We start from the raw sequence: 23,778 nt of genomic DNA, 5'->3' as shown, positions 1-23,778 counted from the left end.
AATCACATCGCTATAACCCTGGCAAAACAGCTGACGGTTAACTAACAAACGCCCGAGCATCGAAAATTCTTATCGGACCTCTATCCTGACTTTCCCTTAATAACATAAAAAAACCCGACACTCCAATTTTTCAACTCCTGCGCTTGGGCGTAGTTTTATAAAGGGCTTATTTTTACGACCACCCCGAATTTTGGATGATCCAGGTAATAAAGCTCATTCAGTTTAATAAATCGCTTTTCATTTAACCGGTAAATCACCGCCTTCCCGGAACCACCGTCAAAATCAGAGCCCAGTTCCAAATCAACCGTCATCTGCAAGCCTTGATCGTGCTGCAGCCGGAGATAGCCATCCAACTTGCCGTCGGCACCCTGAATGTGAACAGGCGCGATTACCCCTCCGCCTTCAATCGACTGAACCCAGGCAACATGCAGGATAGGCCGGTAAGCCGAATCTTTAGCTAATGCCGCATAACTGTCATCCAGCGTTGTAGCATCCGGTTTTTTATAGGCCGTCAATTCAGTCAACGCGGATGGCCACTTAATCTGACTGGCGGTCTGCTCAAACACCTCGGTATTGGACATCGCTTGCGAAAATATGATCAGCTCTATTTGATAAGCGCCGCCTTCAGCTAAAAGCTGACTGCTGAAAAGCCCCAGCATTGCCGCCAAACCATAAGCCATTATTCTAGTCATCGTCATTTTTTAGCGACCGGTTTAAGGGTTAATTTATCCAGCAACTCGATGATAAACCCAAGCTTCTGCTCGGTCGTTTCAAACGGATTGATAAACCTTAACTTATCCGCGCCGTCGAATTTATAAACCTGCGCCTGGGTTTGTATCAGGTAAATCAACTGATCGGTATTAATATTGGGCGTCGCAGAAAAAATAAGGCGCCCGCCGCCGGCATTGGCCTCTATTTTCTTGATGCCCATTTTTTCGGCCTGCTGCTTTAATTCGGCCACGCTGAACAACGTTTTTACCGGCTCCGGGAATAAACCGAAACGGTCGATCATTTCCACCTGCAACTCGCGCAAATCGTCTTTGGTTTCGGTGTTGGAGATGCGCTTGTACAGCACCAGACGGCCATGAATATCCGGCAGATAATCTTCCGGAATCAGCGCCGAAGTTTGCAGATCGACTTCCGGCCCCCTGTCCATCGGCGCATCAAGTTCCGGCTGGTTGCCAGATTTTAGCGCATTGACCGCGCGCTCCAGCAGCTCGGTATACAGGGTAAAGCCGATTTCCTGAATTTGCCCGCTTTGGTCATCGCCGAGCAATTCACCAGCGCCGCGAATTTCCATGTCATGCGATGACAGCATAAAGCCTGCGCCCAAATCGCCGGACGCCTCGACCGCTTCCAACCGTTTAATCGCATCCTTGCTCAATAAGGTAAGCGGCGGCACGACAAAATAGGCATAAGCCCGGTGATGCGAACGCCCCACCCGGCCGCGCAGCTGATGCAGCTGCGCCAGCCCCAATTTATCGGCGCGGTTAATAATAATGGTATTGGCGCTGGGTATGTCGATGCCGCTTTCAATAATGGTGGAACATAACAGCAGGTTAAAGCGCTGATGGTAAAAATCCAGCATGATACGCTCCAGCTCGCGCTCCGGCATTTGTCCGTGCGCAATTTCAATCCGCGCTTCAGGCACCAACGCTTCCAGCTCCCTGGCCATTTTCTCCATCGATTTAACATCGTTATGCAGGAAGAACACCTGTCCGCCGCGCTTGATTTCACGCAAACAGGCTTCCCTGATCTGGGCATCTATCCATTGGCTGATAAAGGTCTTGATCGCATGACGATTAGGCGGCGGGCTGGCGATAATGGAAATATCCCTCAAACCCGACATCGCCATATTCAAGGTGCGCGGAATCGGCGTTGCGGTCAGGGTCAGCATGTCCAATTCATTGCGCAGCTTCTTGAAATGTTCTTTTTGGGTCACGCCGAAACGGTGCTCCTCATCGATCACCACCAATCCCAGCGCTTTATACTTGATCTCTTTGGACAATAACTTGTGCGTACCGATCACTATATCGACCTTGCCCTGCTCCAGATCATCGGTAATCTCTTTTTGCTGCTTGGGACTGACAAAGCGAGACAGCACCTCGACGCGCACCGGCCAGTCGGCAAAGCGGTCGCGAAAATTCTGGTAATGCTGCTGGGCCAGCAACGTGGTCGGCACCAATACCGCCACCTGCTTGCCGTTTTGCACCGCAATAAACGCCGCCCGCATCGACACCTCGGTTTTGCCGAAACCGACATCGCCGCAAATCACCCGGTCCATCGGATGCGGGCTGGCCATGTCTTCGAGTATCGCTTCGATAGCAGTCTGTTGATCCGGCGTTTCTTCAAACGGGAACGCATCGGCAAACGCCGCATATTCGACATTTTCAACCGAGAACGCATGGCCTTGCTTAACCGCTCTTTTGGCATGAATCTCCAGCAATTCCGCGGCGACATCCCGAATGCGCTTAATGGCTTTTTGCTTGACTTTGCCCCACTGGTCGCCGCCCAGTTTATGCAACGGCGCATTTTCCGCGCTCATGCCGGTATAACGGCCGATCACATGCAACGATGAAACCGGCACATAAAGCTTGTCGTGATTGGCGTATTCCAGCGTCAAAAATTCCGACGCGATGCCGCCAATCTCCAAAGTCTGCAAACCTAAATAGCGCCCCACGCCATGCTCCTGATGCACGACCGGCGAACCGATGGTCAGTTCATTCAGGTTATTGACGATATTTTCCAGCTCATGCGCCGCGGATTTACGCCGTCTGCGCCGTTGCTGCACTTTTTCGCCGGATAGCAGCGTTTCGGTGATGATGGCGATGGCAGGATTTTCCAGCCACAAGCCATGATCCATCGGCGCAACAAGCAGGCACGGCGATACTTCGGACTGAAGGAACTTGTCCCAGCTTTCAACCTGCTTCACGGTAATCTTGTACTGCCTTAATTTCTCCATTAAGGCTTCCCTGCGCCCCGCCGATTCCGAGACAAACAAAATCTTACCGGCAAAACCGTTCACAAACTGCTGCAACGCCTGAGCCGGCTGATCCAGTTTGGCATCGATGGTGACATTGGGCAGCGAACGGCAGTTGAACGCAATACTGCCGGCGTCTTCGGCAGTATTGCCGCCGAGTGAAATACAGGCGAAGGCCCCGGTTCTTTGCGCCAGCTCATCGGTCGATAAGAACAGCAGTTCCGGCTTCAACAGCGGCCTGTCCACATCGTATTTCCGTTGCTGAAACCGGTCCTCGGCTTCGGCATAAAAAGCCTGCGCGGTCGCGTCAAATGTATCCGCCGTCACCAAAACCGCCGATTTCGGCAGGTAATCGAACAATGACGCCATTTGATCTACAAACAGCGGCAAATAATATTCAATGCCGCCGGGCGTGATGCCTTTGCTGACATCCATATAAAAATGGTTTTTAGGCGATGTTTCCGGAAAAGCATCCCTGAAAGCCTGACGAAAATGCTTGATCGCCTCATCGGTAAACGGAAACTCGCGGGCCGGAAACAGCTGGATCCGGTCGATCTTTTCCAATGACCGCTGCGTTTCAGGATCGAAGGTGCGGATCGATTCGATTTCTTCATCGAACAATTCAATGCGATACGGCGCTTTACTGCCCATCGGGAACAAATCGACAATCGAACCCCTGACCGCAAACTCGCCATGCTGGTAAACCTGCGAAACGCAATGATAGCCAACGCTTTCCAGCTTGATCCGGTTCAGCTCCAGATTAAAATCATCGCCGACCTTAACCGCAAAACTATTAGCCAGCACATGCTCCCGGGGCGCCAACCGATGCATCAGCGTAGTCACCGAAACCACCAGCGCGCCGCGTTTCACTTGCGGCAACAAGGCCAGCGTTTTCAGCCGTTCCGAGATAATTTCCGGCAGCGGCGAGAACACATCGTAAGGCAAGGTTTCCCAATCGGGAAAATTCAAAATGGGGTGTTCGCCCTGCAAGAAGAACGACAACTCATGCTCAAGCCGCAATGCGGTCTGATTATCCCGCGTGATCATAACAAACAGGCGATCTTCATTTTTAATGGCCGAAGCCAACGCCAGCGAATCGCCGCAGCCGGTCAAACCCGTCCAGATCAGTGATTGGTCTTGTTTTTGCGGAATTTTCGGAGAGAAAATTAAATTGTTAGCCATTAAAAAATCTTATATCTCGTTGCCACATGCCACGTGGAATCTGTAGTTAAGGCGCACTGCGCCACGAATCGCAACCAGCCCGTACAGACCGGAATCATTTCAGCATTATAGCCGCATAAGCGGGCTAATGTACGAGCGATAAACAAGATACCAACTCATTGCTTGTATACGGGTAATTCATCGCCTCGCCTTTTAGTAACGGCTTGCAATAAGGTACAATAATTTCCAGTTGTGCCAAGTACATCCCAAGACGACATGAACAGCAACAAACCATCACCTGCTACCATGTTGCTCGAATTTTAATCAAACAAGAGGTAACATCATGAAAAAAAGTTTGTTTCTGACTATTGCGCTGCTGGTTTCCGGCAACGCATTCGCCGCAACCGATCATTATGTATTGCGCGATGGCGATTATGTTCGTCACTTAAAAGTCACCAAAATCAGCGACGATTATGCTGTCGATGCTGATGTGGACTTTGAGTCTGCCGCCGACGGCGCACACTGCTCAGAGGCCATTTCCGGCAAAGCCAAAAGCACCGGCGAAAACGAATTGCTGATGAAAAAACATTCTGAAAGCGCGGCCAGTTTCTGTGAGCTGAAAATCAAGCTCAGCCCGAACGGCGCGAAAATTGAAGAATCCAAAGATTGCAGCACCTTTACCGTAGGCAAGTGTCATTTTTCCAGCGGCGACAAGGAACTGGTTAAAGTTAAGTAGTTCGGTAGGTTGGATTGCGAAAAGTTGCAATCCAACCTACAACCTAAAATGCCGGATAATATTACGCACGGCTTCATCCTGGCGGTAACTGTTACCACCGCCGCATACAGCCGATACCCCGCTATACCATCAATATCGGCGCTTGTTGCCGTGCAATAGGATAGACTGACAAAGGAGGAAACCATCACCTCAAATACATTATCGCATCGTTCAGCATAAGGCCCGTTAATGATCACTGAACTTGCTGTTACCACTATTGCCCATGCCATTCAGCTTGCAGTGGCCCCCGTGTTTTTGCTGACCGGCGTTGCCGCTATCCTATCGGTACTGACCAACCGTTTAGGTCGTATTATCGATAGATCGCGATTTTTGCAGGGTGGATCGTTATCGGCTGTTGAAATAAACCAAGCTATTCAGGCTGAGCTAAAATCATTAAGGCGGCGCGCTCATCTTATTCATTGGGCGATTGGTCTATGCACAACCTGTTTGCTGCTGATTTGTTCGGTCGTTGCGGTATTGTTTCTAGGTTCATTCTTCGCCCTGAACATGGCGGTAGTTATAGCCTCGTTATTTATTGCGGCCATGCTCTGCTTGATTATGGCGTTGCTCAATTTCATTTGTGAGATTTATCTGGCGACAGCGCATGTCCGTGGCGGCCTGTAATTCGCAATACCTGTCACGCAAACAAGAAGAATGGGAGCGCCCTATCTTGCAATCTTGTGCAATATTGACGTATTTTTATATTCAAAGCGTCCGCTTAAAAGTAATTATCCTTAATTCAAAAGCATGAGGTCAGCCGATGGAACTCAACATAGCCGGTTTTGTTAGAGAAGACATATGGCTGTTACACGAACAAAGACTTCCGCCATTTAAAGCAATAATCATCAAGTCGCTGAAAATAGCCATATTGTCTGTCCAGGGTTTCAGCCAAGATCTGTGTCCGCTACGGGCATCCGCATTAACACTTTACAGCCTATTGTCGATAGTGCCGGTCATCGCCATGCTGTTTGGTATCGCCAAGGGTTTCGGTTTTGAAAAAATGCTTGAGCAGCGTTTGATCGAGCAAGCGCCGGAGCGGGATACGCTGGTATTACAGCTAATCAGTTTTGCGCAAAACCTGCTGGACAGCACTAAAAGCGGGGTTATTGCCGGGATTGGGATTGTTATCCTGTTTTGGACCATTATCAGCGTAATTGGCAATATTGAAGAGTCATTCAACCACATCTGGAAAATAGGCAAAGGACGAGCAATAAGCCGCAAATTTAGCGATTATTTATCTCTAATGCTGTTGGCGCCCGTTATCTTAATAGCGTCCGGCAGTATTGCGGTCCTCCTGAACATAAAGATAACCTGGCTGATAACGATTATTGAGTTACCGGAATTCGGCACCTGGCTGGTCATTAAAGCGCTGGGTTTGCTGCCTTTGGCGCTTATGATCGGATTATTCGCCTTTACCTTTATTTTTATGCCCAACCATAAAATCAATTGCAGGGCGGGCATCATTGCCGGTGTAGCTACCGGTATTATGTATCATCTGGTGCAGTGGGCTTACCTAAGCCTGCAGATTGGCGTATCGAATTATAATGCCATTTACGGCAGTTTTGCGGCGTTACCCTTATTTGTCGTCTGGTTGCAAACGGGCTGGATGATTGTCCTATTGGGTTGCGAGGTGGCTTTTTTTCTACAGAATTATGAGATTTACCGGAACAATAACCGGTTTTCCGATTTAAGTTTCTCCCTGCAAAAAGTCATTGCTCTACAAACAACTCATCTGATTATCAAGAATTTCATTCAATTGAATAATCCGTTAAGCGCAGCCGAAATAGCGACCCGACTGGTTATACCGATAGCCTTTATTCAGCCCGTTTTATCAAAATTAATCGCAAGTCATATTGTTGTCGAGTTTAAAAATCGGGACGAAGATGACGAGGTTTACCAGCCTGCCGTCGATATCAATAGACTCACTATTGCTTATGTTATTAACGCATTGGAACGGTGCGGACAAAATCAGCTGCCGGACATCAATCAGGAGCCATTGTTTATGAATGCAGTCAACAATTTCAGGGAGCTGATGGAAGCCTCTGCACAAAATCGTTTGTTAAAAGATATTTAGTGACAACTACGGATTGCACCTTACCGCGTTTTTGCAACCCACTCTATGCGCTATCAATTACATTTTTAATCGTTGATTAGTAACTGTACAATAATATTTTTATTGATATAAACAAGCAGAAGAGCCATGAAAACACTTAACATCATACTGACATCAACAATCATTGCGTTACTGGCAGGATGCTCAAGCGCCCCAACACTAGGCGACCAGATGGTTAATCGCGGAAAAGATCTGATCAAAGAAGGCAATACAGAATTGGAACAAGGTTCAATAATGGTCGAGCAAGGCAAAGCCAAAGTTGAGCGAGGAAACCGGATGATCGAAGATGGCAAACAGGTTGACGCTAAATAATCTCTCTTTGCTGCAACCAAACCTGTGCGGCTAACCCAAAAACATTGCATCGTCATAGCCGAAAAAAGCCGGTAACTGCGGCAAGGCACAATCCGTAGGACGTGAGCGTAGCGTATTGCGTCGAATGGCGAGATTCTCATTCGGTTCAATACGCGATACCAACAGTAGGCGCTTTAGGCGAAGCGGCTAGTGCGCCCTATGTGCTGAATATTCCTTGTGCATCAATACTCGATAAATCTTCCACCCAGACCGGCTAAAGATGCCGCTACCGACGTACAAGGCCACAAAAGGTTTTCACACCTTCGGCTTTAGACAGCTTACTCAATAGCTATTTATCGATTTTTTTATCTATAAGATTGCCAACAGCCGATAAAAAACGGCATCAAGTCAAAACAACTCTATCCGGCTTTCCTGAAGGCATATTTTTTAATTTAAAAATGGCTGTATAAGGAATCGATTAATCGTATATGATAGCGTCTGGGGAGTAATTGTCTTCCCAATTATTAATTTTCAGACAGCGTCTGGGAATCACACCAAAAACACTTCATAGGTATATGATGAATTTAATCAAAAAAGCAGTACTTACTTTTATTATGGCTATCTCTTTTGGTGCAAGTAACGTTGCTTTCGCTGAAGATGCAAAAGCCACTGAAGTTATTGCACATATTGAAGCTGCTATAGCTGAAATCGGCAAACACGATTTCAATGCCGCTTATTTACACGAGAAAGCAGCACGCACCGCTTCTGAACAAATCACAGGCAACGAAGCTGTTGTAAAACAAGGACTCGACAGTATTATTAAAGCGCAAATAATCGGTAAAAGTGCAGACGAAGAAAAAGCTATTGCTGAATTAAACAAAGCATTAGGCTTTTACAAGTCAATCTAATCAAAATTAGATCCGACTTTTAACGGGGACAGGGTTAACTTAAGTTGATCCTGTCTTCCATTAAAAACAACCGCTCAACCCATCTACCCTTTTTACACGGCTTAGCCGAGTAAAGCCCTCCCTGTTCGCATGTATCAACCTCACCAGCCAATATCCTGTTATGTGTGTCCGCTTTGCGCGACCTCTCTACAGTTAATTCAAAAAAGCTACGTTTGCGAGAATAACCATCACTTTGATCTTGCAAAGGAAGGTTATTTGAATCTTTTGCCGGTGCAGCATAAACGCTCCGTGGAGCCGGGTGATAACAAGCAAATGATGCAGGCCAGACGCGAGTTTTTGGAAGCCGGTTATTATGAACCGATGGCCAAAGCGGTGGCGATGATGGTCAATATAAATCAACCCAAACATCTGCTGGATCTGGGCTGTGGCGAAGGCTACTACAGCCGGATGATTGAAGCCTATTGCCCAAACACGATGATGTTGCACGGCGTCGACATTGCCAAATTTGCGATAGCCGCGGCCGCAAAAAAACAACCCAATGCGAGATTTATAGTCGCCAGCTCGAACCGACTGCCTTATACCGATCAGTATTTTGATTTTGTGCTGAGAGTATTTGCCCCGTCAAATGAGCATGAACTGGGGCGGATACTAAAACCGTCAGGATTTTTGCTAACGGTGACCCCAGGTCCCAGACATCTATGGCAATTAAAAGAATTCATCTATACCGATGCCAAAGAGCATGCTTTAGAGAATGGGGTAGCGCAAGGATTTGACCGTATCGATACACAGCACATCAGTTATAAAATCGCCCCGAATCCCCAGCAAAGAATCGCCCTGTTACAGATGACGCCTTTTGCATGGCGAGCCAATGAAAGCGTTCAGCAAGCCATTAAAGACGTTGCAGAACTCGAAATAGAAACCGATTTTATTTTGACGCTCGCGATAAAAACAGCAGACTAAAGCCTTCACTTTGGCACTGCGCAAACTACGTATTTTTTACCGCCCTGCCCTTCCGGCATTGCGTCCAATGCCATGAAGTAATAACATCGGAGCATCGATTGCGTAGGAGGTTGTAAACATGGCCAATAATACAGCGCTGAATTCAAGTCTTACCCTCATCAAGGCGTTATCTGAAGCGAATGCCTGCAACATCGTTGAAACCCATATTTCCTGGGTGCTGCTGACCGACCAATACGTCTACAAAATCAAAAAACCGGTTAACTTCGGTTTTCTGGATTTTTCCACATTGGAAAAACGCCGCTTTTGCTGCACTGAAGAATTAAGACTCAACAAGCGCTTGGCCGCCGACCTGTATCTGGAGGTCGTACCGATAACCGGAACGCCGCAGCATCCCAAAATAGGCGGCACCGGTGCCGCTATTGAATACGCCGTCAAAATGATTCGCTTTCCTTCCGGACAGTTGCTAAGCGAACACGCCGGGCGCGGTCAGCTGGGTACCGATGAAATCGATCAACTTGCCGATATTGTTGCCGATTTTCATGAAACCAGTGAACAGACCGATGAAAACTCTCCCTATGGCGATAGCGCAAACATCAACCATTGGTTTGTCGAGAATTTCGACCATATCAGACCTTTATTGGTTGATGACGATCAAAAACAGCAGCTACAGCGCATTCAGCAATGGGGCGACAGCGAATGGCGCAAGCAAGCCGGATTGATGCAGCTGCGGAGGCAGCAAGGCTATGTACGCGAATGCCACGGCGACCTGCATCTGGGCAACATGACGCTCATCAACGATAAGGTCACCCTGTTCGATTGCATCGAATTTAATCCAATGCTGCGCTGGGTTGATGTGATCAGCGAAGTGGCTTTTTTGTTTATCGACCTGCTGCACTTTGGTTATGACCGTCATGCTTACCGCTTTCTTAATCGCTATTTGCAACACACCGGCGATTATCAAGGACTAGCTTTATTGCGTTATTACTTGGTTTACCGTGCCTTGGTACGGGCTAAAGTGTCCTTATTGCGCATGGCCCAGCAACCCGACGACGATGCCGTTGCTAAACAGGCGCGTTGCGAATATGCGGTTTTTGCCGATCTGGCCGAGCGATTTATCAAGCGTCGCCCAATCGTCCTAATCATTACCCACGGCTATTCAGGTTCCGGTAAGTCGACTATGGCCGCCCAACTCGCCGAAAAAATCGGCGCGTTCCAGATACGTTCCGATATAGAACGCAAACGTCTGTTCGGCTACCGGGCATTGGTGCAAACCGGCAGCGGCATTGACGACGGACTTTATACCCAAGAGGTGAGCCTAAAAACCTATCAGCATCTTAAGGAACTCGCCAAAGCCGTGCTTGACGCCGGTTTCCCGGCCATTATCGACGCGGCTTTTCTTAAAACCCGGCAACGAGACCCGTTTCGGCAGCTTGCGACGGACTGCGGCGTACCGTTTCATATCATCACTTTCCAAGCGTCCGATCAGGAACTCTGCAGGCGTATCAAGCAACGGCAGGAAGATGCATCGGAAGCGACTGTGGCCGTGCTGCACCATCAGCAGCAATCGGCACAGCCGCTGTCGGAACAAGAACAATCCAGTGCAATACCCATTAATACCGAAAGCGACAATGCCGGGGAAACCCTGTTGAATACTTTTGACCGTTATTTGCAATAACCGGATGCGGGTCTTTTAACGCGGATTAACAAACGAATTCATTTATTCCTAACGTATCGGGTTCTGTTAACGATTAATAAAAACGCTTGTTTTATCGGTAATTTACGAATTCACTTTATCTTTATAAGTATTTGCTTTTGAATACTTATTATTGAAATACCAACAAAACCTAGCGTTATTTTTTAAGCTCCCTATAATTCAAGTCGATAGCGCTTACATGCTAAGCTAAAAAATATTGCCATACCCACTACGGACCACTCATGCCAGAGATAACGCTCCAAACGATATTGATTGTTGACGACTCTCCCGAAAATCTCACCGTTTTAAGCGAATTGCTGCAACCGATCTACCGGGTTCGTGTCGCTACTTCCGGCCGGAAAGCATTGCGCATCGCCGGTACCGCGCCATGCCCGGACCTGATTATGTTGGATGTGATGATGCCGGGCATGGACGGTTATCAAGTCTTCGAGCATCTGCGTGCAGATCCCTCCACTCAAGACATCCCGGTGATATTCGTGACCGCCATGGACAGCACCGAAGCTGAGCTGCATGGGTTGGACGTAGGTGCCGTGGACTACATCACCAAACCCATCGTGCCACCCGTTGTATTGGCCCGCGTCCATACCCAACTGGAATTGAAGCAGGCCCGTGACTGGCTGCGTGACGAAAACTGCTATCTGGAAGCCGAGATCGCAAAACGCATGGCCGAAAACGAGTTGATCCAGGAGGTCAGCATCCGGGCATTGGCCCACCTGGCGGAAACTCGCGACCCTGAAACCGGCAACCACATCCTGCGCACCCAGGGCTATGTCCAACAGCTCGCCCAGAAACTACAAACACATCCGCTCTTTTCGGCAACTCTGAATGACCGTTACATCCAGTTGCTGGCACGCTCCGCGCCGTTGCACGACATCGGTAAGGTCGGCATCCCCGACGCCATCCTGCAAAAACCCGGCAAGTTGACGCCGGAAGAATGGGAGATCATGAAAACCCATGCCCGTCTTGGCGCCGTGGCTATCGAAGAGGCCGAGCGGGATGTAGAAAGGCCGGTAGTGTTTCTGACTTTAGCCAAGGAAATCGCCCACCGACACCATGAAAAATGGGATGGCAGCGGTTATCCAGACGGACTCGCCGGTGAAGCCATTCCGGTTTCGGCGCGCATCATGGCCCTGGCGGATGTATTCGACGCCTTGATTTCCCGCCGCGTGTATAAAGAACCCATGTCTTACGACGAAGTTCGCAGCATCATTGCGGCCGGACGAGGTCGGCATTTCGACCCGGACATGGTTGACGCCTTTCTCACCCATTTCAGCGTCTTCTGCGACATCGCCGATCGCCATCGCGATCCCATTCCGGATTAAATGCCATGAATCAAGCCATTCGAGTCCTGCTGACCGAGGATGAAGAGTCCGCTACCTTCATCACTATCGCCATGACCATGCCGCACAACTTCACCGAATCCAATCCGGATCACTAATATAACGAGCTGCCCAGCCAATGCCACCCGATACCGCCCCCTTGTCGCTGCGACCGGAACCCGCCAACCGTGACGGAATTCTAGCCATCGTTCTGGCCTATGCCGTGTTCGCCGCCTGCTGGATACTGCTGTCCGACAAATGGGTACAGATACTCTTCAACGATCCGAACCAGATCATCCTGGCCGGCATGCTCAAGGGCTGGTTATTCGTCGGCGTAACTTCATTGCTACTCTATGGCCTGATGCTGCGTTGGATCGGCGGCGATACGAGGTCTACAGCACTCCCGGCGGGCTCACACGGACTGGGGTTACCTTTCCTGTCGCTGGCCGCGATCATCGTCATGTTCACAGGCGCCGGTATATTCCATACCTTCACACAGCAAAAAGAAGAAGCAATTGTCCGGTTGCAGGCCGATGTCGACATCAAGGCCCGTCAAATTACCGACTGGTTCAGAGAGAGGCAGGCTGACGCGGACTTCATCCGGACCAGCGATTTTTTCACCGAACAATACCGCCGTTGGCAAGAATCGGGGGATCAGCAGAGTGGCGAACGACTGCAAATGCAGTTGGAACAATTAAGCCGGAATCGCGGATTTGGTGCAGTCGTACTGCTCGACCCAAGGGGCAAAAAGCTGTGGGGGAACGACAGGACGCCGCTTACCGTTGCCCAGCCCTTGCAAGCCGCAGCCTCAGCAGAGCGTATAGTGCGGCGAATCGGCCCTTACCGCGATGCCGCCGGCAACCTGTGCCTGGATTTCATTACACCCTTGACGGCCATCTCCGGCCCCCCGCCCTTGGTCATCCTGCACGTCGATTTGACGGATCGGCTTGCCCCCATTCTGCAAACCCGGCCGGTACCCGGTGCCGGAGGCGAGACGGTATTGTTCCAGCGCAATGGCGACCGAGTGCTGTTCCTCAACAAGCTAAAACACCAAGAAGAGACAGAAGCCAGGTTACCCGTGCCCATGGCAACGGAAAAACTACTTGTCGAGCTGCGTAATAGCGAAGTATATCCTGGCAACCCGATTGAGGGCCTGGATTACCGCGGCATTCCCGTCATCGGTGTGGTGGGTGCTATCGCCGATACAGACTGGTTCCTGATGACCAAACTGGATCTGTCTGAACTTTATGCCGAAGCCGTCGGAGATGTTACGTGGACCGGTTTTGTAGGCTTGCTGGCCCTGTTCATGGCCGGCGCCGGTTTTTATCTGTTGCGACAGGCTCAACAACTCACCCTGGCCCAGGCCTTACAGCAATCCCAGACAGAGCGCCTTCGCGCACTGCACCTGCTTGCCGCCATTGCCGACAGCTCTGAGGATCCTATTTTCGCCAAAGATTTGGAAGGCCGCTACATCCTGTTTAACCGAGCCGCCAGCCGTTTCGTCGGCAAGCCGTTGGAAGACGTGCTGGGCGGCGACGATCGAACCCTCTTTCCTTCCGAACAGGCCGATCTCGTGATGTCCATCGATCGCCAGGTGAACGCCGAAAACCGTACGATTACTCAGGAAGAAAGACTTAACACATCGCAAGGCGAGAGGGTATTTCTCACCACTAAAGGCCCCCTGCGCGACAGCGAAGACAACATGATCGGTATCTTCGGTATTTCCCGGGATATTACCGAGCGTAAGCAGGCCGAGGCGGCATTGCACGCGAGCGAACTGAATTACCGATCATTGTTCGAGAACATGATGAACAGTGTCGTCCATGCCCGCGTCATCTTTCAGGGCGAGACGCCGGTAGATATGGAATACATCTCGACAAACCCGGCATTCGCCACTGTCACAGGTATTACCGAATCAGTGATCGGACGCAAAATCAGCGAAGTCATCCCGAGTTATTGCGAGAACAACCAGGAAGCACTTGAGCTCTTCGGGCGAGTCGCGGCAACCGGTGTATCGACAAGCTGGGAACATTATCTGCGCGAACTCAATCGCTGGTTCTCATTCATGATCTACTCGCCCAACCACGGCGAAATCATTATCGTGACCGAAAATATCACCGAACGTAAGCAGGCCGAACTGGCCCTACGTGACAGCGAAGGCTGTTTTCGCGCCTTGGTGGAACAATCTCTGGCCGGTATTTACATTATTCAGGATGACCGCTTCCGCTACGTCAATCCCGGCTTTTTGACCCTCTTCGGTTACGACTCGCCGGAAGCTCTGATCGACAACGTATCTGTCGCCGATCTGGTTAGCCCGGAAAATCGTGAACGAGTGGGGGAAATCATGCGACGGCGTATTGATGGCGAGGTTGCGGACCTGCATTACATTTTTGTCGGTCTGCACCGCGACGGCAGTCGCATCGACGTTGAGCTACATGGACGCACCTTCGACTATCAAGGTCGTCCGGCAATTATTGGCTTTATCCTCAATATTACCGAACGCAAGACTGCCGAAGCGCAACTTCGCATCAGCGAAGAGCGCCTTAAGTTGGCCCTCAATGCTACCAGCGACGGTCTTTGGGACTGGGATTTACGTAGCGGATTGGCCTATCTGACGCCACATTACTACGAAATGACCGGCTACCTGCCTGACCAAGTCACGCCGGATGTCGAGTTTTTCAAACAAACGGTGCATCCGGATGATCTGCCCCATGTGCTGGAAACGATGGAAGCTCACATGCAAGGCAAGACGCCGTCCAGCGATTTCGACTACCGTTTGGTCACCTCTTCCGGGGAGATCAAGTGGATACGGGGCAGAGGCCGGGTGGCCGAACGTGATGCCGAGGGCGCGCCACTCAGGATCATCGGCACCATCGCAGACATCAGTGCGCGCAAAGCCGTCGAAGAGGCACTGCGCAGACAGACCCAGGAACTGGCTCAGCGCAATGCGGAACTGGAACGTTTCAACCGCGCCACGGTGGGCCGCGAGTTGGACATGATTGTATTGAAACAGCAGGTCAACGAACTCTCTCGCCAACTCGGACAAGAACCACCCTACCCGCTGGCCTTTCTCGATGCCCTTCCGATACCACCGAAAGGAACTGCGGCATCATGAACATACGTTTGGTGCCGGCCATCTTACTGCCCTTCCTGGCGCTGGCGCTGCAATGGGTACTGTGGCCCTGGATCGCTCCTTTCGTCTGGTTTCTATTCTTCCCCACCGTGTTTTTCAGCGCACGTCTGGGCGGCCTCGGGGCCGGACTGGTCAGCACCGTTCTCAGCATCGCCATCGTCTGGTTCTTCTTTATCCCGCCCCAATTGAGTTGGACGATGAATACCCCGTCCAACCTCTATTCGGTAGGCCTGTTTCTGGTCATGGGCTACCTGTTTAGCGAAACCCAGAATCGTCTGCGCCTGCTCAAGGAAGGCGTGCAGGACTACCTCAACAAGCCCGTCTCGGTCGAGGAACTGCTGACGCGCCGCTACGCGCCATGAGCGGATTCAGTCAGGCGCTGGTTGAGGATTACGGCAGCCAGTTACTGGGCGAAGCCAAGGTTTACCTGGATCAGATCGACCTCGCCAGCCGCAAGATGAGCGAATTGATCGACGGCCTGCTGACGCTTTCGCGCAGCACGCGGGGCGAGTTGCGGCACGATGCCGTAGACCTCTCCGTCCTGTCCGAGCGACTGCTGACCGAACTGATGCAAAGCTCACCTGAACGGCAAGTGGCGATACAGGTAGAGGCCGGGCTTCAGGCCTATGGCGATGCGCGCATGCTCGAAGCAGTCATGCGCAACCTGCTGGACAATGCCTGGAAATACAGCGCACACGCGGCAGCGCCGGGTATTCGCGTGTACGCCGAAGAACGGGACGGCATTCGCCGCTTCTGCGTCGCCGACAACGGCGCCGGTTTCGATATGGCCCACGCCAACCGGCTGTTCCAGCCGTTCCAACGTCTGCACCGCCAGGAGGAATTTCCCGGCATCGGCATCGGCCTGGCCACCGTGCAGCGTATCGTACACCGCCACAACGGGAACATCGAGGCACGAGGGGAACCGGGCAAAGGCGCGGTATTCTGTTTTTCTTTATCAAATATGCCCGCGGATTCAACACGCGGCGAAAAGGAGGTTTAATGTGATCAATAGCAAAACCATCTTGCTGGTAGAAGACAACCTACAGGACGAAATACTGACCTTGCGCGCCTTACGCCGCGCCAACCTGATCAACCGGATAGACGTAGTTCGCGACGGTCAACAAGCTCTGGATTATCTGTTCCGGCAGGGCGAATTCGCCGACCGGGAAGGCCCCGACCTGCCCACCGTAGTACTGCTTGACATCGGCCTGCCGCGCCTGTCCGGCCTGGAAGTGCTGGAACGACTGCGCGCCGACACCCGCACTGCGCTACTGCCGGTCGTCATTCTCACCTCGTCGGATGAGAATCGTGATTGCCTGAAAAGCTATGAAGTCGGCGCCAACAGCTTCGTGCGCAAGCCGGTGGATTTTTCCGAATTCGCCGAGACTGTAGCGCGTCTGGGTGTGTACTGGCTGGCGACCAACGAATCCCCCCCCGCAGCGATGAAACAGCCATGAACAGCCCGTTAAAACTCCTCGTCATCGAAGATGTCCCAGCCGACTTCCTGCTGCTGGAGAGGCATTTACGCCAACATAGCCTGGATGCCGAGTGTTTCCGTGTCGGTAGCGACGTAGAGCTGGATGCCGCGTTGCAGAACGAATGGGATGTGGTGCTCTCGGATTACAACGTGCCGGGCATGGACTTTATCACGACCCTGCAACGTATCCGGACGTATCGTCCCAACCTGCCGATCATCCTGGTGTCCGGCAGCGTCGGCGAGGAAACCGCTGTGGAATTGCTGCATCTGGGCATGAGTGATTTTGTCCTTAAAGGCAGCTTAATTCGCCTATTGCCGGCCATCTTGCGCGCCTTGAATGAGGCCGACGAACGTCGCGCCCGCCAGTCCGCCGAAACTGCGTTGCGCGAAAACCAGACAGCCATCCTCGAAGAGCAGCGCCAAGCCAGATTAGCTGCACTGAACCTGATGGAGGACGCCCTCGCCGCCCGGACCCGTGCTGAAACGGCTCATGCAGCGTTGCGGGACTCGGAGGCCAAATACCGACTGCTGGCCGACAATGCTGCCGATTGCATTTTCTGGGTTGACATCGACGGGCGTTATAAATACATCTCTCCGGCTTGCGAACAAATTTCCGGTCATACGCCTGAGGAGTTCCTGGCCGATCCCGAGTTAATGGTCAACATCATCCACCTTGACGACCGCATGGCGTACCGGCAACATTTTGAGGACAGCACGAATACCGATAGAGGCGAACTTGAAGTGCGCATTATGCACAAGGACGGGGGCGTACGTTGGATCGGCCATCATTGCAAACCCATCCACGATGAGAACGGCGAATACTTGGGCCAGCACGGCGCGAATCGGGACATTACCGCGCGTAAACGGGTCGAGCAGGAACTGCACGACAGCAGTGAGCGCTTCCGGGTGGCCTCCGAAAGCATCCGCGACGCCTTTATCCTCATTGATGGCAAAGAGGGCAAAATCGTGCTGTGGAACCCCGCAGCCGCCGTCATGTTCGGCTATACCAAGAACGAGGCGATAGGACTGCCGCTGCACCAACTCATCGGGCCGCCCCGCTTTCACGAAGCGGCAGCGGTCGGTTTGGCGCATTTCGCGCACACCGGCGAGGGCGCGGCGGTGGGCCGTACCCTGGAACTGCCTGCCCTGCGCCGGAACGGCGAGGAATTTTCGGTCGAGCTTTCCCTCTCGGCGATACAGCTCGGCGGCCAATGGCATGCCGCCGGAATCGTCCGCGACATCACCGAGCGCAAGCAGGCCGAAGAACAACTGCGCAAGCTCGCCCAGGCCGTGGAGCAAAGCCCGGAGAGCATCATCATCACCGATCTCGACGGCAACATCGAATACGTTAACGAGGCTTTCGCGAAGAACAGCGGCTACTGTCACGAGGAGATAATCGGACAGAATCCGCGACTCCTGAACTCCGGCAAGACGCCGAAAGAATCCTATACAGCGCTCTGGGATGCCATATCCAACGGGCAAACCTGGAAGGGTGAATTCATCAATAAACGCAAGGATGGCAGCGAGTATGTGGATTTCGCCATCATTACCCCCATCCGTCAGCCGAATGGGGGCATCACCCATTACGTGGCGGTGCAGGAGGACATTACCGAAAAGAGGCATCAGGGCGAGGAACTGGATCAGCACCGCCATCACTTGGAGGAGCTGGTAGCCAGTCGAACAGCAGAACTGGAGTCGGCCCGGACTTCGGCGGATGCAGCCAATCAGTCCAAGAGCGCTTTCCTGGCCAATATGAGCCACGAAATTCGCACCCCCATGAATGCCATCATCGGATTAACCTATCTCTTACGCCAAAACACGCCTACGTCCGAACAAAGCGTGCGACTGGACAAGATCGATGCCGCCGCCCTGCATCTGCTGTCCATTATCAACGATATTCTGGATCTGTCGAAGATTGAGGCAGGCCGCCTGGAACTGGAACAAACCGATTTCTCCCTGGCGGCGGTACTGGATCACATCAGCTCATTGATTACCGATCAGTCCCGCGCCAAAGGACTGACCATCGAAATGGATAATGGCGACGTACCCCTGTGGTTGCGCGGCGACCCTACCCGGTTGCGTCAGGCCATGCTCAACTATGCAGGCAACGCCGTCAAGTTCACCGAACGGGGCACCATCTGGTTGCGCGCCAGGTTATTGAAAGAAACCGATGCAGGGTTGCTGGTGCGATTCGAGGTGCAGGACACCGGCATCGGTATCGCGGCGGAGAATTTGCCGACGCTGTTCGAAGTGTTCGCCCAAGCCGATATTTCGACTACCCGCAAATACGGCGGCACCGGCCTGGGGCTGGCCATTACCCGACGCCTGGCGAACATCATGGGCGGCGAGGTCGGCGTGGAAAGCGCGCTGGGCCAAGGCAGTACCTTCTGGTTTACCGTCCGGCTCCAGCGGGGCCACGGCGTGATACCCACCGAAGCGCGGATAAAATCGGCGGATGCTGAGAACATGTTGCGTCTAAACCATGCCGGTGCCCGCCTGCTGCTGGCAGAGGATAACCCCATCAACCGGGAGGTGGCGCTGGAATTGCTGCACGGGGTCGGTCTGTCGGTGGACACCGCGGATAACGGTCGGGTCGCCTTGGATAAGCTCGGTACGAATAGCTACGATCTGGTGCTGATGGATGTGCAGATGCCCGATATGGATGGCTTGGCCGCAACCAAAGCGATTCGCGCCCAGCCCGGCTACGCATCCTTGCCGATCCTGGCCATGACCGCCAACGCTTTTGATGAAGACCGGCGTATCTGCCTCAATGCCGGCATGAACGACTTTGTTGCCAAACCCGTGATTCCGCAGGTTCTCTACGCTACGCTGCTGCGTTGGCTGTCGCCGCCTGACCGAAACTATCGCCCCGCAGATTTGGAAAACCGACCCGTAGAACTCACGGAGGACTTCATGCCGACCCCTCTCCCGGCCAGCTACATTCCGAGCCGACTGGCAATCGTTCCGGGACTGGAAGCGGCACGGGGCCTGGCTGTCGTCAGGGGCGACACCCTGAAATATCAGCAACTTTTGCAGATGTTTGCCAACTTCCATAGTAGAGACATGATTCGTGTACAAGAACTGCTGAGTAAGGGGGACATCCAAGAGGCACAACACCTGACTCATGGCCTGAAAGGCGCCGCCGCCACTCTGGGCGCTCGCCGCGTTTCCGATCTGGCAACCCTACTGGATAAGGCCTTGCGCCAGAATTCCACTTCAACCGAGTGCGCAGAATTGGCCAGGCTGTGCGATCGCGAATTGGCTCAATTGATTCAGTACATCCTGAGTCTGCCGGAAGAAGTTGCTCTTATCGAAAACACTGCCTGCAATATCGATCCCGAATGCTTAAAACAAGTACTCTCGGAATTGGAAAACCTGCTTGTCGAAGACAACGCTCGCGCCAACGGCTTGGCCCGCGAATCCGCTGACCTGCTGCGAGTGAAGCTGGGCAGTCGCTATGCTGACTTTACTCGACAAATTGAGGTATTCGACTACGAAAGCGCGCTGGCAACGCTACGAGACATCCCCAAGGACGCTTAAGCGGTTCCCGCATCAACCCGAAAACCGCAGATGAGCACTCAAAAATCCCGTTAGCCCTGAGCTTATCGAAGGGTAAGCGGTTTTTTGAATGCTCACCAAGTCGCTTTCACTCACTCCTACTGCGTTTTAAGATTAACATTGCCCCCCCGATTGGGGCGTAGGCTACTAATTTTAATAACCTGTTTTCGCCGCTTCCTGATAATTTTTGACCGGCAACACCTCCCTTTTTTGTAGGCGAAAAAATAATTATTTTTTGGCAGTGTACGTAACATCAGGACATGATACAGTTCATGAGAAGTTTTTATGATTACAAAATGACAGTTCTTTCATCACAAAACAAGTTCCATTGCTCATGCTTGTGGAATCTACTTTGCCTTTAGGAGGTCAAAATGAATGAAGACACATTAAATTTAGAAATCAGAAAATATCTCAAACATGTCGGCATCACATCACAACGCGAGATCGAACATGCCGTGCTCAAAGCCGTTGAATCCGGCAAACTGAACGGTTCCGAGACCATAGACATTAAAATGACCCTGGATGCTCCCGCTCTTGGCGTCAACCATTGCATTGAGGGAAAAATAGCGCTTGAATAAATCGCTTTGAAAAAACTTTAGTTAGGCCTGGTTATTACATTAATTCGACGTAAGTCGACGAGGATAAAAACCATGAATAAGCACTTAAAGTTAGTTAGAGAATTCCACGACACATTTTCACTTCCGCAAGCCGAACATGGGGCAAATGAGCGGTTATCCGATATGGATATTGTTATGCGTCAAGCATTACTCATGGATGAAGGCAGCGCGGTATTAAAAGCGATTAAAGCGGGCGATATGGTTGAAATATTGGCCGGACTGGTTAATCTTGCCTATTGTGCATTGGGCGCTATTGCGATACGGGGAAATGATGTTACAGACCATCCGGTAACATGGCGACATGATGGCTTTATTCTTTCTATCATCCGTATCCTGTCCGACAGAATCAATAATTGCACCTCAGGCAACACCGATGATTACTCAGCCGTTTATTGTTTGTGTGCTCATTTATCGAGCAGTTTTATCAACGCGGATTTCAATAAAGCCTTTCAAGCGATCCATGACGGCAAGATGTCAAAACCGGCGACAACGCCCGATTTGAGTGAATGTCTTTTTGAATAACATCAAATGACCATTCATGAATGGATGAGGAATTATGATGGGGACTGCCTGAATTTAGCCCAAAAAAATACATCGTTCCAACGCTCTGCGTGGGAACGATGTAATCCTGAAAATGATCTTAGGCTCAGGTTCGCCAGGGGTGCTCGGGTAAATCGGAAACCCCGATTGCTTCCGCCCCGGCTTTGGCAACTCGATGATCGTTTTCCACCGCACTGCCGCTGACGCCGACAGCGCCGATTAGAACGCCATCCTTGTCAACGATAGGAACACCTCCGGGAAAGGTTATCAGCCCGTCGTTAGAATGTTCAATCCCGTAAAGCGGCCCACCCGGTTGCGATAGCTGACCGATTTGCCCCGTGTTCATGGCGAAGAAACAAGCAGTTTTGGCTTTCTTGATGGCAATATCCACGCTGCCTACCCAGGCATTGTCCATTCTCACGAACGCCTTTAAGTCAGCGCCGGAATCCACTACGGCGATACACATCTGCGTACCGATTTTTTTTGACTCGGCAATGGCCGCAGCCATTGCCTGTTCGGCCAGTTCGTATGTTACATGCATGATCTATCTCCTCTATTCGTTATCAAAAGTACCTAACCGCTTAATGGTATTCTCTTTCGTTCTTTATTGGGGAAAAATCATGTTTTCCGGACAAACAAGCTTGTCGAATTCCTCTTCGGTCACAAATCCGCCGGAAACCGCCTCTTCACGCAGCGTACTGCGGTTTTTAAAAGCCAGTTTCGCAATTTTGGCCGCATTGTCGTAGCCGATGCGCGGCGCCAGGGCGGTTACCAGCATCAGCGACCGTTCCATAAGCTCGGCAATACGGTCGATATTCGGCTCAATGCCGACAACGCAATGATCGGTGAAACTGACCGCCGCGTCGCCGATCAGGCGGATCGACTGGAGCACGTTATAAATAATGACCGGCTTGAACACATTGAGTTCCAAATGCCCTTGCGCCCCGGCAAAAGTAACGGTGGTGTGATTACCCATGACCTGTGCGCAAACCATCGTCATGGCTTCGCATTGGGTCGGATTCACCTTGCCCGGCATGATCGAAGAACCGGGTTCGTTTTCAGGCAGCGATAGTTCACCAATGCCGGAGCGCGGTCCCGAACTCAACAGGCGAATATCATTGGCTATTTTAGTAAGACTGACCGCGATGGTGTTTAACACTCCGGAGATTTCCACCATCGCGTCGTGCGCAGCCAATGCCTCGAATTTATTGGCCGCAGAGACGAAAGGAAGCCCGGTAAACTTCGCAACTTCTTCGGCAAACTGTTCGCCGAAACCCGGTTTCGAATTCAGGCCGGTGCCCACCGCCGTACCGCCTTGCGCCAACGGATACAGCCGTTTGAGACTGTCGTTAATCCGGTCGATACCGAATTGCACCTGGGCAGCGTAACCGGAAAACTCCTGCCCCAATGTCAGCGGGGTTGCGTCCTGCAAATGCGTTCGCCCAATCTTGATTATTTCATTCCATGACTGGGATTTGTCGGACAGCGCGCGGTGCAAATGCTGGAGCGAAGGAATCAGTAAATGGTGCAACTGCTCGACCGTCGCAATATGCATGGCCGTTGGAAAGGCATCATTCGACGACTGACTGCGGTTGCAATGATCGTTCGGATGCACCGGCGTTTTAGTGCCCATAGCACCGCCAAGCCGCTCGATAGCCAGATTAGCAATCACCTCGTTGGCATTCATATTGGACTGGGTGCCGGAACCGGTCTGCCAGACCACAAGAGGAAAGTTGTCGTCCAGATTGCCGTCGATCACCTCCCGAGCCGCATCGACTATCGCGTAGCCGATTTTGTCATCAATATTGTTCAGCGCGATATTCGATAATGCTGCGCAATATTTGACGATGCCCAGCGCGCGGATCAAAGGCCGAGGCAGGCGTTCATTACCGATTTTGAAGTTAAGAAGGGATCGCTGGGTTTGCGCGCCCCAGTATTTGTCGGCGGGTACTTGGATGGGGCCGAAGGAGTCGGTTTCTGTGCGGGTATTGGCGGTCTTATTTTTCATGACTTGCCTGCCTGTAGTTGCAGAATTTTATTCGGCACTGCTACGGCATTATTATCGATTCCGGTGTCAGCCATGATAGCCTCCTGAGTCAGAATGAACAGAGTTTGACTATAACGGTTTTCCCCCGGTTTGAATAGAAAACTTCTTGCCCGGTATCCGATTGAAATCACCATTTCATCAGATGAACTTTTAAACCAAAATTTAGCTCTCGATTACCTCAAGAT

General features: G+C 51.6%; 19 protein-coding genes. 15 read left to right on the top strand and 4 right to left on the bottom strand.

Annotated elements, in window-relative coordinates; genetic code table 11:
• Positions 1–155 precede the first annotated feature (155 nt).
• Positions 156–692, bottom strand: a complete 537-nt coding sequence (locus tag METTU_RS03220; RefSeq protein ID WP_254257811.1) for a CsiV family protein — start codon at positions 690–692, stop codon at positions 156–158.
• 2 nt (positions 693–694) lie between these two features.
• Entirely contained in the window at positions 695–4,162 is a 3,468-nt protein-coding gene (gene mfd / locus METTU_RS03215) for a transcription-repair coupling factor (RefSeq protein WP_006889857.1), read from the bottom strand.
• Positions 4,163–4,484: 322 nt separating this feature from the next.
• Here mfd and METTU_RS03210 point away from each other — a divergent pair, with 322 nt between their 5' ends.
• The 15 genes from METTU_RS03210 (at position 4,485) to METTU_RS03145 (ending at position 21,528) form a co-directional block, all read left to right on the top strand.
• On the top strand, positions 4,485–4,877 hold the full coding sequence (locus METTU_RS03210) for a hypothetical protein (protein WP_006889856.1): 393 nt from the start codon (positions 4,485–4,487) through the stop codon (positions 4,875–4,877).
• Between the two features lie 228 nt (positions 4,878–5,105).
• The gene (locus METTU_RS03205) at positions 5,106–5,540 is read left to right on the top strand and encodes a DUF2721 domain-containing protein (protein ID WP_006889855.1); all 435 of its coding nucleotides are present in this window, start codon (positions 5,106–5,108) and stop codon (positions 5,538–5,540) included.
• A gap of 136 nt (positions 5,541–5,676) precedes the next feature.
• Positions 5,677–6,990: a YihY/virulence factor BrkB family protein gene (locus METTU_RS03200; protein ID WP_006889854.1), complete on the top strand. Its 1,314-nt coding sequence runs from the start codon at positions 5,677–5,679 to the stop codon at positions 6,988–6,990.
• 126 nt (positions 6,991–7,116) lie between these two features.
• Positions 7,117–7,341 carry a hypothetical protein gene (locus METTU_RS22980; protein WP_006889853.1) on the top strand — a complete coding sequence of 75 codons (225 nt, stop codon included), beginning with the start codon at positions 7,117–7,119 and terminating at the stop codon, positions 7,339–7,341.
• 554 nt (positions 7,342–7,895) lie between these two features.
• Complete coding sequence (locus METTU_RS03195; RefSeq protein ID WP_235202282.1) at positions 7,896–8,228, top strand: hypothetical protein; 333 nt, start codon at positions 7,896–7,898, stop codon at positions 8,226–8,228.
• A 129-nt stretch (positions 8,229–8,357) separates the two neighbouring features.
• Positions 8,358–9,188 carry a 23S rRNA (guanine(745)-N(1))-methyltransferase gene (gene rlmA / locus METTU_RS03190; protein ID WP_006889851.1) on the top strand — a complete coding sequence of 277 codons (831 nt, stop codon included), beginning with the start codon at positions 8,358–8,360 and terminating at the stop codon, positions 9,186–9,188.
• Positions 9,189–9,306: 118 nt separating this feature from the next.
• Positions 9,307–10,863 carry a bifunctional aminoglycoside phosphotransferase/ATP-binding protein gene (locus tag METTU_RS03185; RefSeq protein ID WP_006889850.1) on the top strand — a complete coding sequence of 519 codons (1,557 nt, stop codon included), beginning with the start codon at positions 9,307–9,309 and terminating at the stop codon, positions 10,861–10,863.
• Positions 10,864–11,123: 260 nt separating this feature from the next.
• Complete coding sequence (locus METTU_RS03180) at positions 11,124–12,224, top strand: response regulator (protein ID WP_006889849.1); 1,101 nt, start codon at positions 11,124–11,126, stop codon at positions 12,222–12,224.
• A gap of 457 nt (positions 12,225–12,681) precedes the next feature.
• Positions 12,682–15,336 (top strand): PAS domain S-box protein, encoded by a 2,655-nt coding sequence (locus METTU_RS21540; protein WP_217182770.1) that lies wholly within the window; start codon positions 12,682–12,684, stop codon positions 15,334–15,336.
• The gene (locus tag METTU_RS03170; protein WP_006889846.1) at positions 15,333–15,716 is read left to right on the top strand and encodes a DUF4118 domain-containing protein; all 384 of its coding nucleotides are present in this window, start codon (positions 15,333–15,335) and stop codon (positions 15,714–15,716) included. The genes METTU_RS21540 and METTU_RS03170 overlap by 4 nt, the downstream gene beginning before the upstream one ends.
• On the top strand, positions 15,713–16,354 hold the full coding sequence (locus METTU_RS03165) for a sensor histidine kinase (protein ID WP_006889845.1): 642 nt from the start codon (positions 15,713–15,715) through the stop codon (positions 16,352–16,354). Before METTU_RS03170 ends, METTU_RS03165 begins: the two co-directional genes overlap by 4 nt.
• Position 16,355: 1 nt before the next feature.
• Positions 16,356–16,811, top strand: coding sequence for a response regulator (locus METTU_RS03160; protein WP_006889844.1), 456 nt, complete (start codon positions 16,356–16,358; stop codon positions 16,809–16,811).
• The gene (locus METTU_RS03155; RefSeq protein WP_006889843.1) at positions 16,808–20,371 is read left to right on the top strand and encodes a PAS domain S-box protein; all 3,564 of its coding nucleotides are present in this window, start codon (positions 16,808–16,810) and stop codon (positions 20,369–20,371) included. Before METTU_RS03160 ends, METTU_RS03155 begins: the two co-directional genes overlap by 4 nt.
• A 389-nt stretch (positions 20,372–20,760) precedes the next feature.
• Positions 20,761–20,967: a DUF6494 family protein gene (locus METTU_RS03150; RefSeq protein WP_006889842.1), complete on the top strand. Its 207-nt coding sequence runs from the start codon at positions 20,761–20,763 to the stop codon at positions 20,965–20,967.
• Between the two features lie 72 nt (positions 20,968–21,039).
• Positions 21,040–21,528, top strand: coding sequence for a nucleoside triphosphate pyrophosphohydrolase family protein (locus tag METTU_RS03145; protein ID WP_006889841.1), 489 nt, complete (start codon positions 21,040–21,042; stop codon positions 21,526–21,528).
• 124 nt (positions 21,529–21,652) lie between these two features.
• Here the strand turns inward: METTU_RS03145 and METTU_RS03140 are convergent, their stop codons facing one another.
• Positions 21,653–22,087, bottom strand: coding sequence for a GlcG/HbpS family heme-binding protein (locus METTU_RS03140; RefSeq protein ID WP_006889840.1), 435 nt, complete (start codon positions 22,085–22,087; stop codon positions 21,653–21,655).
• 63 nt (positions 22,088–22,150) lie between these two features.
• Positions 22,151–23,554, bottom strand: coding sequence for a class II fumarate hydratase (fumC, locus tag METTU_RS03135; protein WP_006889839.1), 1,404 nt, complete (start codon positions 23,552–23,554; stop codon positions 22,151–22,153).
• Between the last annotated feature and the right edge of the window lie 224 nt (positions 23,555–23,778).

Source organism: Methylobacter tundripaludum SV96, assembly GCF_000190755.2.
Taxonomy (GTDB): domain Bacteria; phylum Pseudomonadota; class Gammaproteobacteria; order Methylococcales; family Methylomonadaceae; genus Methylobacter_A; species Methylobacter_A tundripaludum.
Note: the sequence above shows the minus strand (reverse complement) of the source record. Positions and strands in the feature narration are given on the sequence as shown.

What these genes read in the sequence shown, in the direction of transcription:
- METTU_RS03220 (WP_254257811.1), bottom strand. Translation starts at nt 692, where the DNA reads ATGACTAGAATAATGGCTTATGGTTTGGCGGCAATGCTGGGGCTTTTC.
- mfd (WP_006889857.1), bottom strand. Translation starts at nt 4,162, where the DNA reads ATGGCTAACAATTTAATTTTCTCTCCGAAAATTCCGCAAAAACAAGAC.
- METTU_RS03210 (WP_006889856.1), top strand. Translation starts at nt 4,485, where the DNA reads ATGAAAAAAAGTTTGTTTCTGACTATTGCGCTGCTGGTTTCCGGCAAC.
- METTU_RS03205 (WP_006889855.1), top strand. Translation starts at nt 5,106, where the DNA reads ATGATCACTGAACTTGCTGTTACCACTATTGCCCATGCCATTCAGCTT.
- METTU_RS03200 (WP_006889854.1), top strand. Translation starts at nt 5,677, where the DNA reads ATGGAACTCAACATAGCCGGTTTTGTTAGAGAAGACATATGGCTGTTA.
- METTU_RS22980 (WP_006889853.1), top strand. Translation starts at nt 7,117, where the DNA reads ATGAAAACACTTAACATCATACTGACATCAACAATCATTGCGTTACTG.
- METTU_RS03195 (WP_235202282.1), top strand. Translation starts at nt 7,896, where the DNA reads ATGATGAATTTAATCAAAAAAGCAGTACTTACTTTTATTATGGCTATC.
- rlmA (WP_006889851.1), top strand. Translation starts at nt 8,358, where the DNA reads ATGTATCAACCTCACCAGCCAATATCCTGTTATGTGTGTCCGCTTTGC.
- METTU_RS03185 (WP_006889850.1), top strand. Translation starts at nt 9,307, where the DNA reads ATGGCCAATAATACAGCGCTGAATTCAAGTCTTACCCTCATCAAGGCG.
- METTU_RS03180 (WP_006889849.1), top strand. Translation starts at nt 11,124, where the DNA reads ATGCCAGAGATAACGCTCCAAACGATATTGATTGTTGACGACTCTCCC.
- METTU_RS21540 (WP_217182770.1), top strand. Translation starts at nt 12,682, where the DNA reads ATGTTCACAGGCGCCGGTATATTCCATACCTTCACACAGCAAAAAGAA.
- METTU_RS03170 (WP_006889846.1), top strand. Translation starts at nt 15,333, where the DNA reads ATGAACATACGTTTGGTGCCGGCCATCTTACTGCCCTTCCTGGCGCTG.
- METTU_RS03165 (WP_006889845.1), top strand. Translation starts at nt 15,713, where the DNA reads ATGAGCGGATTCAGTCAGGCGCTGGTTGAGGATTACGGCAGCCAGTTA.
- METTU_RS03155 (WP_006889843.1), top strand. Translation starts at nt 16,808, where the DNA reads ATGAACAGCCCGTTAAAACTCCTCGTCATCGAAGATGTCCCAGCCGAC.
- METTU_RS03150 (WP_006889842.1), top strand. Translation starts at nt 20,761, where the DNA reads ATGAATGAAGACACATTAAATTTAGAAATCAGAAAATATCTCAAACAT.
- METTU_RS03145 (WP_006889841.1), top strand. Translation starts at nt 21,040, where the DNA reads ATGAATAAGCACTTAAAGTTAGTTAGAGAATTCCACGACACATTTTCA.
- METTU_RS03140 (WP_006889840.1), bottom strand. Translation starts at nt 22,087, where the DNA reads ATGCATGTAACATACGAACTGGCCGAACAGGCAATGGCTGCGGCCATT.
- fumC (WP_006889839.1), bottom strand. Translation starts at nt 23,554, where the DNA reads ATGAAAAATAAGACCGCCAATACCCGCACAGAAACCGACTCCTTCGGC.